Source organism: Mesorhizobium koreense (assembly GCF_031656215.1).
Taxonomy (GTDB): domain Bacteria; phylum Pseudomonadota; class Alphaproteobacteria; order Rhizobiales; family Rhizobiaceae; genus Mesorhizobium_L; species Mesorhizobium_L koreense.
This window is the reverse complement of the sequence record NZ_CP134228.1, coordinates 4,966,838-4,979,688: the sequence shown is the minus strand read 5'-3', so window position 1 is coordinate 4,979,688 and position 12,851 is coordinate 4,966,838. Positions and strand designations below refer to the sequence as shown.

14 protein-coding genes are annotated in these 12,851 nt (G+C 63.1%); 8 read left to right on the top strand and 6 right to left on the bottom strand.

Annotated features, from left to right (window positions below):
• Positions 1 to 8: 8 nt before the first annotated feature.
• Complete coding sequence (locus tag RBH77_RS23655) at positions 9 to 383, bottom strand: DUF805 domain-containing protein (protein ID WP_311030024.1); 375 nt, start codon at positions 381 to 383, stop codon at positions 9 to 11.
• Between the two features lie 260 nt (positions 384 to 643).
• Positions 644 to 1,498, bottom strand: a complete 855-nt coding sequence (dapD, locus tag RBH77_RS23650) for a 2,3,4,5-tetrahydropyridine-2,6-dicarboxylate N-succinyltransferase (RefSeq protein ID WP_311030023.1) — start codon at positions 1,496 to 1,498, stop codon at positions 644 to 646.
• A 144-nt stretch (positions 1,499 to 1,642) separates the two neighbouring features.
• On the opposite strand from dapD, the gene RBH77_RS23645 reads away from it, so the two are divergent.
• Both RBH77_RS23645 and RBH77_RS23640 read left to right on the top strand, forming a co-directional pair.
• Positions 1,643 to 2,485 (top strand): LOG family protein, encoded by an 843-nt coding sequence (locus RBH77_RS23645; RefSeq protein WP_311030022.1) that lies wholly within the window; start codon positions 1,643 to 1,645, stop codon positions 2,483 to 2,485.
• 118 nt (positions 2,486 to 2,603) lie between these two features.
• Positions 2,604 to 3,233, top strand: coding sequence for a copper chaperone PCu(A)C (locus tag RBH77_RS23640; RefSeq protein WP_311030021.1), 630 nt, complete (start codon positions 2,604 to 2,606; stop codon positions 3,231 to 3,233).
• 8 nt (positions 3,234 to 3,241) lie between these two features.
• On the opposite strand, the gene RBH77_RS23635 is transcribed toward RBH77_RS23640, so the two are convergent.
• From RBH77_RS23635 to RBH77_RS23625, 3 genes are all read right to left on the bottom strand, one after another.
• Positions 3,242 to 3,946: a pyrimidine 5'-nucleotidase gene (locus RBH77_RS23635; RefSeq protein WP_311030020.1), complete on the bottom strand. Its 705-nt coding sequence runs from the start codon at positions 3,944 to 3,946 to the stop codon at positions 3,242 to 3,244.
• Between the two features lie 31 nt (positions 3,947 to 3,977).
• Positions 3,978 to 4,301, bottom strand: coding sequence for a type II toxin-antitoxin system VapC family toxin (locus RBH77_RS23630; RefSeq protein ID WP_311030019.1), 324 nt, complete (start codon positions 4,299 to 4,301; stop codon positions 3,978 to 3,980).
• Positions 4,302 to 4,398: 97 nt separating this feature from the next.
• Entirely contained in the window at positions 4,399 to 4,641 is a 243-nt protein-coding gene (locus RBH77_RS23625) for a type II toxin-antitoxin system Phd/YefM family antitoxin (RefSeq protein ID WP_311030018.1), read from the bottom strand.
• Positions 4,642 to 4,784: 143 nt separating this feature from the next.
• On the opposite strand from RBH77_RS23625, the gene RBH77_RS23620 reads away from it, so the two are divergent.
• Positions 4,785 to 5,690 (top strand): DMT family transporter, encoded by a 906-nt coding sequence (locus RBH77_RS23620; RefSeq protein ID WP_311030017.1) that lies wholly within the window; start codon positions 4,785 to 4,787, stop codon positions 5,688 to 5,690.
• A gap of 15 nt (positions 5,691 to 5,705) precedes the next feature.
• On the opposite strand, the gene argB is transcribed toward RBH77_RS23620, so the two are convergent.
• Positions 5,706 to 6,605 carry an acetylglutamate kinase gene (gene argB, locus RBH77_RS23615; protein WP_311030016.1) on the bottom strand — a complete coding sequence of 300 codons (900 nt, stop codon included), beginning with the start codon at positions 6,603 to 6,605 and terminating at the stop codon, positions 5,706 to 5,708.
• Between the two features lie 169 nt (positions 6,606 to 6,774).
• Between argB and RBH77_RS23610 the strand changes: the two genes are divergently transcribed.
• From RBH77_RS23610 to RBH77_RS23590, 5 genes are all read left to right on the top strand, one after another.
• Entirely contained in the window at positions 6,775 to 7,800 is a 1,026-nt protein-coding gene (locus RBH77_RS23610; RefSeq protein ID WP_311030015.1) for a sugar ABC transporter substrate-binding protein, read from the top strand.
• Positions 7,801 to 7,858: 58 nt separating this feature from the next.
• The gene (locus RBH77_RS23605) at positions 7,859 to 9,379 is read left to right on the top strand and encodes a sugar ABC transporter ATP-binding protein (RefSeq protein ID WP_311030014.1); all 1,521 of its coding nucleotides are present in this window, start codon (positions 7,859 to 7,861) and stop codon (positions 9,377 to 9,379) included.
• Positions 9,380 to 9,390: 11 nt separating this feature from the next.
• On the top strand, positions 9,391 to 10,425 hold the full coding sequence (locus RBH77_RS23600; protein WP_311030013.1) for an ABC transporter permease: 1,035 nt from the start codon (positions 9,391 to 9,393) through the stop codon (positions 10,423 to 10,425).
• Positions 10,409 to 11,449 (top strand): LacI family DNA-binding transcriptional regulator, encoded by a 1,041-nt coding sequence (locus RBH77_RS23595; RefSeq protein WP_311030012.1) that lies wholly within the window; start codon positions 10,409 to 10,411, stop codon positions 11,447 to 11,449. Before RBH77_RS23600 ends, RBH77_RS23595 begins: the two co-directional genes overlap by 17 nt.
• Positions 11,450 to 11,573: 124 nt before the next feature.
• On the top strand, positions 11,574 to 12,851 hold the full coding sequence (locus tag RBH77_RS23590; RefSeq protein ID WP_311030011.1) for an amidohydrolase family protein: 1,278 nt from the start codon (positions 11,574 to 11,576) through the stop codon (positions 12,849 to 12,851).

Below are 12,851 nucleotides of genomic sequence, written 5' to 3'. Positions count from 1 at the left end.
GCTGATCGCTATCGGGGTGAATTGGTATAAGCGCCGAAGCGGTTCGGCCCCGCATTCCCCGGGTAGAAGCACAGGAAGATGAAGACGAAATAGGAGACGACGGGGACGAGCAGCGAGACTGCGACGATGCCCGGCTGGCCGAGATCGTGCAGGCGCTTGATGCCGAGCGTGATGTTCGACCAGACCGACAGGATGAGCGCTAGCCAGAAGATCGTCGCCAGCACCTCGCTCGAGCCGCTTGTTTCCGGTACCAGCGTGAAGCGGTAGAGTATGAAGGCCGGCACCAGTTGCGCGAACAGCCCCGCCAGGAAATAGGGCGCGCGCGAAAGCCGGCCTGAAACACCGAAGAACAGCCAGAGGATTTGCCTGCTATCCAACGGCACGGCTCCCGTGTGGTTGGCGCGGTGCGCCCTTCGAGGCTCGCTTCGCTCGCACCTCAGAATGAGGACCGTTGGTGAAAGGCGTTCCGCGGGGTCTTGCCCATGCCTGCTTCGCCCGAGGACTGTTGGTAGCCAACATTCTGCAGGGCGTTACCCGCATCCACTTCGTTTGCTTTTCAGAATGAGATCTTGGGCACCACCCTCCCTCATCCTGAGGTGCGAGCGCAGCGAGCCTCGAAGGACGCACCTGGCCACCCTTGGCTTCAATCACGGAGAAGCTCGTTGATAGAGGTCTTCGAGCGCGTCTTCTCGTCCACATGTTTGACGATCACCGCGCAATAGAGGGCGGGTCCAGGCTCACCGTTGCCCATCGGCTTGCCGGGAAGCGCGCCTGCGACCACCACGGAGTAGGGCGGCACCTCGCCGTAGAAGACCTCGCCGGTGGCGCGGTCCACGATCTTGGTCGACTTGCCGATGAACACGCCCATGCCGAGCACCGAACCCTCGCGCACGATGCATCCTTCGACCACTTCGGAACGCGCGCCGATAAAGCAATTGTCCTCGATGATGGTCGGTCCCGCCTGCATCGGCTCCAGCACGCCGCCGATGCCGACCCCGCCCGAAAGATGCACATTCTTGCCGATCTGCGCGCAGGAGCCGACGGTCGCCCATGTGTCGACCATCGTGCCCTCGCCGACATACGCGCCGAGATTGACGAAGGAGGGCATGAGCACCACGCCTTTGGCGATGTAGGCGGAGCGGCGCACGATGCAGTTGGGTACGGCGCGCAGGCCGGCCTTCTCGAACTCGTTGGTGCTCCAGCCGTCGAATTTCGAGGGCACCTTGTCCCACCAGACCGCGCCGCCCGGTCCGTTCCCGATAACCTCCATAGGATTGAGGCGGAAGGAAAGAAGGACGGCCTTCTTCAGCCACTGGTTGACGTGCCATGTGCCGTCCGCCCGGCGTTCCGCCACCCTCGCCTCGCCTCTGTCGAGCAGCGAAAGCGCCGTCTCCACGGCATCGCGAACAGCGCCGCGCGTGGCGGTGGAAACGGTCTCGCGCTCCTCGAACGCCGTGTCGATGATTTCTTCCAGCGAGGCGAGGTCGGCTGTCGGCATGTCCACTCCCTTACGCGCTGTTAAGGCGCGGGCATTAAGCTGATCTGAAGTCGCGCGGACCCTATGTCATGGTCAGATGAGGGTCAATTGTGCGAGCGCCACGGGACGGCGCCGACAGGACGAAAAAGGGTACGGGGTAAAATCATGAATCCCATGGAAAAGTCCGGATGGACGCCGCTCGCCCATTCGGACGAGGATCTCCACGTTGCGCGCAGCGTTCCGGATACGCCGCAGACGCGTTCGCCGACCTATCGGCTGGCCTATGCCGACGACGATTTCCTGACGAGGCGCGAACTGCGCGCGGTCAGGCTGCAACTCGAACTGCTCAAGACCGAGATGGCGCTTGCCGCGCGCGGCATCCAGTCGACGGTGATCCTGTTCGGCGGCGCGCGCCTGCCGGAGCCGGGAGCCGACGCCTGGGCGGCCAAGAACGAGACGCAGAAGAAGAACCTCGAGGCCAATAGCCGCTACTATGCCGAGGCGCGCCGCTTCGCTCAGCTCTGCTCGAAGGAATCGGCACGCTCCGGCTATCACGAATATGTCGTGGTGACCGGCGGTGGCCCGGGCGTGATGGAGGCGGGAAACCGGGGCGCGGCCGATGTCGGCGCGCCGTCGATCGGCCTCAACATCGTGCTGCCGCACGAGCAGGCGCCAAACCTCTACGTGACTCCGGAACTTTGCTTCAATTTCCACTATTTCGCCATCCGCAAGATGCATTTCATGATGCGCGCCAAGGCCGTCGCCGTCTTTCCGGGAGGCTTCGGCACGATGGACGAATTCTTCGAGGCGCTGACGCTGATCCAGACCGGCCGCATGGAGCGGGTGCCGGTGATCCTGTTCGGCAAGGAGTTCTGGGACAGGGCGATCAACCTCGATTTCCTGGCCGAACAGGGGACCATTTCACCTGGCGACCAGGACATCATCTCCTTCGTCGACACCGCCGACGCGGCCTGGAAGATCATCGCCGATTTCTACGCGGGGCGATGACGGCCGGCTGCGACGCGGCGTCACGTGCCGGGATGCCGCGCGCCGTGATGCCGCATCCGGGCGCCTTCTTTCCGCCCGGCTCTCCGCTATCTTGCATGACCACAGGAAGGGGAGTTCGATGCGCCAGTATTCCTTGCATCCGATCCACAGATATACGCTTCAGCTTGCAGCGGCGCTGGCGTTGACCGCGGCTTCCGCCGTGACGGCGGGGGCTTATCCTCCTGCCCCTCCGCTTCATTCCTATCTGCGCGCCATCGAGCAGCCGACGCTTGCCGCGGCGATGAAAACCATGCCCGATAAGGCCGGTGGCGACACGGTCACGGTTGGCGAGATCGAAATCGGCTCGATCTGGACCCGCGCCATGCTGCCCGGCCAGCCGGTCGGCGGCGGCTATTTCTCCATCACGAACAACGGGAAGAGCGCCGATAGGCTGCTCTCCATCTCCTCGCCGGATGCCGGCCATGCGGAAATCCATTCCATGGTCATGAAGGACAATGTCATGGTCATGCGGCCGGTCGAGGGCGGTCTCGAAATTCCAGCCGGGGAAACGGTCGAACTGACGCCCGGCCACTTCCATCTGATGTTCATGGATGTGAAGAAGCCCTTCCGTAAGGGCGACACGGTCCCGGTCACGCTCGAATTCGAGAAGGCAGGCAAGGTGGAGATCAATATGCCGGTCGGGGCCGCCAACGCCAAGGGCGCGCCCGAATCGATGGACCACTCCACGGACCATATGAAGATGGACTGATCCCGGCTCTATCGCACCGGTGCTATCTTTCCGAGGAATCCGGCAAGGTCGTCGGTGACGAAATCGACGCTTTCGGTAAATTCCGGATCGTTCTCCCAGGTTTCGGTGAAAGTGGGCTGGAAGTCGCGTGGCACGATCAGCACGGTTGTCATGCCGAGTGCCTTGGGCGCTACGAGGTTGCGCGGCAGGTCCTCGAACATGACGGCGCTGCTCGAGGCGATGCCATGCAGACCGAGGAACGTGTCATAGGTCTCTCGTGCCGGCTTCGGCGTCAGCTTCGCGGCAACGATATCGAAGATGTCGTCGAAATGGTCGAGGATGCCGAGCGCGCGGGCCGTACGCTCGGCGTGGCCGCGGTCGCCATTGGTGAAGATGAATTTCCGGCCGGGCAGCGAGGTGATGGCTTCGCCGAGGATCGGGTTCGGCTTCAGTCCCGAATAGTCGATGTCGTGGACGATGCGCAGGAACTCGTCGGCGTCGATGCCGTGCCGTTCCATCAGCCCTTTCAGCGTCGTGCCGTATTGAAGGTAAAGCTCCTTCTGCAGCTTGCGCGCCTCCTCGAGTGGCAGCTTCAGGAAGTTCGCGACATAGGCGGTCATCTTCACGTCGATCTGCGCGAAGAGATTCGTGTGATGCGGATAGAGCGTGTTGTCGAGGTCGAACACCCAGTCCGTGACATGAGCGAAGCGAGCGGCGTCGGGGAGATTCTGCATGGCCCGCTTATGGCACAGGGTAGGCGCAAGGCTAAAGTAAAAGTGTCTCGGCGCCGATCGCTTGGCCCGATTCCGATAGTCGCTTGTCCAGCGTGCACAAGGTAGCATCGCTTTCAATAGCTATCGCCAAATGTAGAGCATCTCCAGCGCGCAGGCCAAGCGGGTGCCGGTCCGCGAGCCTTGCGGCCGAGTGAAAGTGATCGCTGCTGATCGGCAAGACGATGCAGGAGTCGATCACGTTCTTTCGAAAGGCCGAGAGCGCCACTTCCTGCTCGGCCGGGTCGAGGTGGCCCATTCGTAGTTTAACGGACAGGGCGGTGGAAAATTCCGTGATTGTCCATTCGCTGATGGCCACGTTCCCGGCACGTTGCGCCGCTATCCAATGTTGCACCCTTTGATCGCCGCTTCAGTGGTCAAGACGGAGACTATGGCCGATGTGTCGACATAGAACATCAGTAGCGTTCGTCGTCCCGCATCCGCCGCATGAAATCTCCGGCGCTCTCAGGCTGCGGCCGGATCGCCGACGACGCCGCTTGCAGGGCGGCCAGGTCGATTAGCCTGGGCTTGCTCGGAACCGGGACGATCTGTGCGACGAGCTTTCCCCGGCGAGTAATACATACCGTTTCGCCGGCTTCGGCTTTGTTCACTAATTCGCTGAGACGGGTCTTCGCGTCCGCCAGATTGACCGTTTGCATATTATTGTTCCTGACCAGTTAGTTGGTCATATAGCATCTCTTGCAATACGATTCCAAAGCATCGGTCCGATTGACCTTCTATCTGGCATATTGCGCCGCTCCACCCAGCCGGTCTAAATCGCGCCCGAATTCTCGGGGGCGACATGGAGCTGTGGATACCGATCACCATCGCGGCCGCCTTCCTGCAGAATCTGCGATCGGTGGGCCAGAAACACCTGAAATCCGTGATGGGCACGACCGGCGCGACCTTCGTCCGCTTCGGCTTCGGCCTGCCGGTGGCGGCACTCTTCGTGCTAGGGCTGAACAGGCTGGCCGGCTATCCGTTCCCGCATCCAGGGCCGGTCTTCCTTGGCTGGATGGCGCTCGGCGCATTCAGCCAGATCGGCGCCACTTTCCTGCTGATCCACCTTTTCTCGTTCCGCAACTTCGCCGTCGGCACCGCTTATTCGCGTACCGAGCCGGTACAGGCGGCGTTGTTCGGGCTCATCTTCCTCGGCGAGACGGTGACGCTCGGCGTGATCGGGTCGATCGCGGTCAGCGTGCTCGGCGTCATGCTGATCTCCATCGCGCGCACAACGATGAGTTGGAAGAACATCTTCGCTTCGCTGGCGCAGCGCACGGCGCTGATCGGGCTGGCGTCGGGCACGCTCTTCGGCGTCGCCGCTGTCGCCTACCGCGCCGCCTCCACCTCGCTCGGCGGTCCGAACTTCATGATGCAGGCTGCGGTGACGCTGCTTTTCACCATCTTCCTGCAGACGGTGCTGATGCTGGTGTGGATGGTGCTGCGCGACCCGGCGGAACTCGGCCGCATCGGCCGCGCCTGGAAGCCCTCGCTCTTCGTCGGCGTGGTCGGCGCGACCGCCTCCTTCGGCTGGTTCATGGCCATGACCCTGCAGCAGGCTGCGATCGTCAAGGCGCTGGCGCAGATCGAGCTGATCTTCACCTTCGCCTCGTCAGTCTTCTTCTTCAAGGAGCACATCAACCGCACCGAGATTGCCGGCTGCGCGCTGATCGTGGCGGGGATCCTGCTGCTGCTTTTGCTGGGGTAACTGGTGGTCGTCGCCCTACGGCACGATCAGCGTCCCGGCGCCGTGCTTGGTGAAGAGTTCGAGCAGCACCGCGTGCGCCTGCTTGCCATTGAGGATGACGACGCCTTCCACGCCGCGCTCGATCGCCTCGATGCAGGTTTCGACCTTGGGGATCATGCCGCCGGAGATGGTGCCGTCCCTGATGAGCGCCTTCGCCTGCGCCACCGACAATTCGTCGATAAGCTTCTTATCCTTGTCGAGCACGCCCGGCACGTCGGTCAGGAAGAGAAGGCGCGTGGCCTTCAGCGCTCCGGCGATGGCGCCGGCGAACGTATCGGCGTTGATGTTGTAGGTGTGGCCGTCGCGGCCGGGCGCCACCGGCGCGAGGACCGGGATCATCTCCGAGCGCGCCAGGAGGTCAAGCAGCGTCCGGTCGACCTCGACCGGCTCGCCGACGAAGCCGAGATCGAGCACCCGCTCGATATTGGAATCTGGATCGATCACGGTCTTGTGCGCCTTTTCGGCGAAGACCATGTTGCCGTCCTTGCCGCAGAGGCCGATCGCCCATTCGCCCTCGGCGTTTATGAGCGCCACGATCTCCTTGTTGATCGAGCCGGCAAGTACCATCTCGACGATCTCGACCGTCTTCTCGTCGGTGACCCGCAGCCCCCCCTCGAAGCGGGATTCGATGCCCATCTTGGCGAGCATCGCCGCGATCTGCGGGCCGCCGCCATGGACAACGATCGGGTTGACGCCGGACTGTTTCAAAAGTGCGATATCGCGCGCGAAGGCCCGGCCGAGCGCGTTGTCGCCCATGGCGTGGCCGCCATATTTCACCACGACCGTCTTGTTCTCGTAGCGCTGCATGTAGGGCAGCGCGGCGGAGAGAAGCCTGGCCTGCGCTTCGGCCGTTTCGGCGGTGTCTTTGTCGTTCATGACGGGTCCCGAATGAAAATCCGCGATCTCTTAGCGGGAAACCGGCGGCCGAGTAAACGGCCGGGAAAAAATGATTGCGCTGTCATAAGGTGCCTTGCGGGTCGCTGATACCGCTGTCATAGTTTTCGCAAGGCCCGCCTTGTCTACGGGCTCGCAAGGGAGGAAAGACATGACAGACAGGATCAGAACCAACAGGCGCGATTTTATGACGGTGGCGTCGGCAGGCGGCGCGGCCGCATTGCTCGGCGGGCTTGCCGGGTTCGGCATCAGCCCGGCAATGGCCGCGGCTGTGGCGACCGGACGTTCCGAAAAGCCGCTGAAGGCGGCGTTTTCCAACGCCGGCCTGCAGGCGACATGGTGCGCGCAAGGCAAGCAGGCGGCCGAATTCTGGGGCAAGCTCTACAATGTAGAGGTCACCTGGTTCGACGGCGAACTCGACGCGGTCAAGCAGCGCGCTGCGATCGACAACATGGCCTCCCAGAAATGGGACTTCGTCGCCATCCAGGCCTTCGGCATCGGCACGCTCACGCAGCCGGTGCAGAAGATGATCGACGCCGGCATCCCCGTCATCGACATGGATACGCTGATCGCGCCGCTCGACAAGATCAACATCCATTCCTTCCTGGCGCCGGACAACGAATTCATGGGTTCGTCTGTGACGCAGGCACTGATGGACGCCATCGGCGGCAAGGGCAATGTGATCATGACCCAGGGCGCGCTCGGCCACACCGGCGCCCAGGGACGTGCGCGTGGCTTCCACTCGATCGTCAAGAAATATCCCGACGTGAAGGTTCTCGAAGAGCAGCCGGCCGACTGGGACGTGTCGAAGGTCGCACGCCTGTGGGAAACCTACCTCACCAAATACCCGAAGATCGACGCGGCCTATTTCCACAATGACGACATGGCGCTCGCCGCCTACAACGTCATGAAGGCCCATAAGCGCACCGACATCAAGATCGGCGGCTGCGACGCCATGCCTCCGGCACTGGCCGCGGTCACCGACGGCCGCATGCACGCGACGGTGCGCAATCCTTCCTGCCGCATCCATGGCGGCGCGATCGTGGCCGGCGTCGCGGCGGTTGCGGGCGAGAAGACGGGTGATGGCATTCCGAAGAACGTCATCACCGACGGGCCGGTGGTCACCAAGGCCAATGCTCCGGGCATGCAGTGGATGGAAGACCACTTCCTGATCTGATGTTTCCGAACGGGCCGGCGAAAGCCGGCCCCCATCCCCGCGATATGGCTGAACGAGGATGAACGCTGAGGCTGACAAAGCCGCCGACGGAGCCCCGCCGCGCCTGGAGATGCGATCCATCTCGAAATCCTTCGGCGGCGTTGCTGCGCTGCGCGATGTCGATTTCGTGCTGAAGGCCGGCGAGGTGCACGGCCTTGTCGGCGAAAACGGTGCCGGCAAGTCGACCATGATGAAGATCATCGCCGGCGTTTATGCCCAGTATCAGGGACAAATGCTGATCGACGGCAAGCCGGTGCATTTCCGTTCGGCGCGCGATGCGCTCGATGCCGGCATCGGCATGGTGCACCAGGAACTGAGCATCGTCCCCGACCTTACCGTCGCCGAGAATGTCTATCTCGGCAAGCAATTGACGAAAGGCGGCATCGTCGACTGGCGCGGCATGGTCGCCGGCGCGCGCGAGCAGCTTGCCAGCCTCGGCATCGACGTCGACCCGCGCATACGCATGGGCTCGCTGGCGATCGGCCTGCAGCAGTTGATCGAGCTTGCCCGCGTGCTTTTCTCCGGCGCGCGTATCGTGATCCTCGACGAGCCGACCTCGGCGCTCTCGCCGCCTGAGGTCGAGCGCTTGTTCGAGGTGGTGCGCAAGGTGCGCGCCAGCGGCCGCTCGATCGTCTTCATCTCGCATTTCCTCGACGACATTCTAACCATTTCCGATACGGTGACGGTTTTCCGCAACGGCCGCCGCGTGATCACCGAACAGGCTTCGAAGGTCGACAAGGCTTGGCTGATCGATCGCATGATCGGTTCTGGCCATGAGGGTCTGGAAGAGAGCTATACCGACGACATCGCGCTCGACAGCAAGCCCGATGCGCCGGTAGTGCTTTCGGCCAGCAATCTCGGTGCCGGCCGCGCCTTCGCCGGCGTGTCGCTCGACGTGCGCGCCGGCGAGGTGCTTGGCGTCTACGGCTTCATGGGCTGTGGCCAGCTCGAACTGGCGCGCACGCTGTTCGGCAAGATCAGGCCGGCGGCAGGCTCGCTCACGCTGGAGGGCAAAAGGCTCAGGTTGAGAAACACCGCCCAGGCGCGGCGAGCGGGTATCGCCTTCGTGCCGGAAAGCCGGCGCTCCATGCTTTTTTATTCCGAGCCGGTCTACAAGAACGTGTCGATCAGTGTGCTTGGCCGCATCGCGCGCCTGTGGCTCAAGCCGGCCGAGGAGCGGCGGATCGCCAACAGGCATGTCGAATCCCTTTCCATCCGGCCGCCACGCGTGAATGTCCTGCTGCAGAACCTGTCGGGCGGAAACCAGCAGAAGGTGGCGCTCGCCAAATGGCTGACATGGCCGCCGAAGGTGCTGGTGCTGGCCGAGCCGACGCGCGGCATGGATGTCGGCGCCAAGGAGGACGTAGTGAAGATCGTGCGCAAATTGCGCGACGAGGGGATGGGTATCCTGGTCGTCTCGACGGAGCCGGAGACGGTGCTGTCGCTCGCTGACCGTATCCTCGTCATGAAGAAAGGGCGGATAGTGCGGGAATTCGCCGGAGAAAAGATCAGCAAGGACCGGCTTCTCGAAGCCGCGTGAGGAGGCCCTCCATGACCGTTTCCGTTGACGAGGCCGATCGCACCAGTCGCTCCCAGGCGCTTGCCTTCGTGCGCAACCAGATGCGCAACATCGCGCCTTTCGCGACGCTGATCGTGCTTGTCGCCTTCTTCGCGATTGCGAGCCCCGCCTTCCTTTCGATGAACAACGTCGCCAATATCATGACACAGATATCGGTCTCCGGCATTATCGCCGTCGGGCTGACATTCGTCATCCTGTGTGCGGAGATCGACCTTTCCATTGCGGCCGTCGCCAACGCCGCCGGCATCGTGGTTGCCTATTTCACGTTGCAGGAATCCTACGTGAACATCGCCAACGTACCGCTCCCGGGCTGGGCTGCGATCATGCTCGCGCTCGCCTCCTGCGCGGTACTCGGGCTGATCAACGCCTTCGGCCTGACGGTCATCGGCATCCCATCCTTCATCATGACGCTCGCCATGATGCAGATCGCCGCCGGCATCTGCGCACTCCTGGTGCGCGGCCAGATCGCCTATGCTGTGCCGGATCTGGTCTCGACACTGGGCTCGGCCTCGTTCCACGGCATACCCTGGATCGTCATCGTCCTGTGCATCTTCCTGGCCGCCGGTCATATCGTGCTGACCTATACGCGCTTCGGGCGCTATGTCTTCATGGTCGGCGGCAATCGCGAGGCGGCGGAATATTCCGGCGTCAACGTCAAGCTTATCCTTGCCGCCGTGATGGTCATCGGCGCGGTGTGCTCCGGCGTGGCGGGCATGCTCGGCGTCGCTTATTTCGGCAGCGCCCAGCAGAACGAGTTCGACGGCTACCTGCTCGACGCCATCGCCGCGGTTGTGGTCGGCGGCACCAGCCTGTTTGGCGGACGCGGCGGCATCGGCAACACCATCATCGGCCTTCTGATCCTCGGTGTGCTCAATAACGGTCTGGACCACATCAACATCGACAGCTTCCTGAAGATCCTGATCCGCGGCATCATCCTGCTGCTCGCGCTGATCATAAACGTCTACGTGCAGAATTTGCGCGAGAACGAACGTGCGGGCGCCGCCTGACAGTCGCCGGCGGTCCGCGGGCGGGCGAAGAAGAAACTACACGCTGGCCGATGTCGCGGAGCGCGCGGGCGTCAGCGAGATAACGGTGTCGCGCGTACTGCGCGACAAGGGGCCGATCTCGCTTAAGACGCGCGAGCGTGTCATGACGGCCGTCGCACATCTGGGATATATGCCGAACCGCATCGCCGGGACCCTTGCCTCGGCCGGCTCGAACCTGATCGGCGTCGTTCTTTCCTCGCTCACCAACAATGTTTTCGCCGATGTTCTCGGCGGAATCCATTCCGTTCTGGCGCCGGCGGGCTATCAGCCGGTGGTCAGCGTCACCGATTACGACGAGGCGGAAGAGGAGCGCATTGTCGCATCGCTGCTCGCCTGGCAGCCCGCGGCGATGATCGTCTCCGGCGTCAACCATACGGCGGCGACAAGGCTGATGCTGGCTCGCGCCCACGGCCGCGTCGCCGAGATCATGGACATCGATTCCGCCCCGCTCGATCTGGGCGTGGGCTTTTCGCACCGTGCTGCCGGTTACGACACTGCCAGGCACCTTTGCGCGCGCGGCTACCGCCGCTTCGGCTATGTCGGCCTCGACCGGGCGCGCGACCCGCGCGCGGCCCTCCGCTATGAGGGCATGATGCGCGGGCTTTCCGAGGCCGGTCTTTCGCTGTTTGCCGAGGCGGCCGCCGAATTCCCGACCTCGACGCAAGGCGGCAGGAGGCTCCTTGCCGAACTGCTGGAGCGAGAACCGGCGCTCGATGTAGTGGTCTTCTCCAACGACGACATGGCGGTCGGCGGCTTCTTCCACTGTCTTGCCGCCGGCATCAGGCCGCGCGAGGATTTGGCGCTTTTCGGCTTCAACGCTCTGGAGATCGGCCAGTCCCTGCCGATGCCGCTTTCGACTATCCGCTCGCGCCGGGACACGATCGGCCGGATCGCTGCGACCCATATCCTCGAAACGCCCCTGCGTCCTCCCGAGCCGACCATTATCGATACCGGCTATGAGATCGTGGAAGGCGCGACGGCGTAGCTCTACCTTTCCTTGCTTCTCTTCATGGGAGCGAAGCGAAACCGGAGAGGGGGCGGCCAAACGCTTGTCAGCTTCCTTAACGGCCCGCTAGAGTAAAACTTCCTCCAACAGGTTCCCGCACCGCATGGCCTTCGACATTCTGTTGAGACAGGGCATTCTGCCCGACGGCACGATCGCCGATATAGGCATTTCCGGCGGGTGGATCGCCGCCATCGAATCCAGGCTTGAAAGTGACGCCGGACAGATCGTCGAAGCGGCGGGTAATCTTGTCTCGCCACCCTTCGTCGATCCGCATTTCCATATGGACGCTACGCTTTCCTATGGCATTCCGCGCATCAACGCGTCGGGCACGCTTCTGGAAGGCATCGCGCTTTGGGGCGAGTTGAAGCCGCTCCTGACGCACGAGGCAGTGAAGGAAAGGGCGCTCCGCTATTGCGACTGGGCCGTCTCCATGGGCCTGCTCGCCATCCGCACCCATGTCGACGTCTGCGACGACCGGCTTTTAGCGGTGGAGGCGCTTCTGGAGGTGAAAAAAGAGGTCGCGCCCTATGTCGACCTGCAACTCGTTGCCTTTCCGCAGGACGGCTTTTACCGGAGCGCCAACGCGAAGGCGAACACGCTGCGCGCGCTCGACCTAGGCGTTGATGTCGTCGGCGGCATCCCGCATTTCGAGCGCACCATGGAGGATGGCCGTCGCTCGGTGACGGAGCTTTGCGAGATAGCCGCCCAACGCGGCCTGATGGTGGACATGCATTGCGACGAGACCGACGATCCGTTGTCGCGCCACGTCGAGCAGCTTGCCTTTGAGACGCAGAGGCTCGGGTTGGCGGGCAGGGTGGTCGGCTCGCACCTGACCTCCATGCATTCGATGGACAACTACTATGTCTCGAAACTCCTGCCGCTGATTGCCGAATCCGGCATGGCGGCGATCCCCAATCCGCTCATCAACATCGTGCTGCAGGGGCGCCACGACACTTATCCGAAAAGGCGCGGCATGACGCGCGTGCCGGAAATGCTGAAGGCCGGCATCCGCGTCGGGTTCGGTCAGGACTGCGTGCTCGATCCCTGGTATTCGCTCGGCACCGCCGACATGCTCGACGTCGCCTTCATGGGGCTGCATGTGGCGCAGATGACGAGCCCCGCCGACATGCGCAGATGCTTCGACATGGTGACGACCGAGAGTGCCGCCATCATGGGGTTGGAGGATTACGGCCTCGCCGTCGGCAAGCGCGCCAGCCTCGTCGTGCTCGACGCCGGCAATCCGATCGAGGCGATCAGGCTGCGCGCCGAGCGGCTTTGCGTCATCGCCAGAGGCAAGCTCGTGGCCGAGCGGCCGCGCCGGGAAATGACCCTGTCATTGCTGGGTCGCCCGCCATCGGTGCACAGGCGGCACAGGATATAG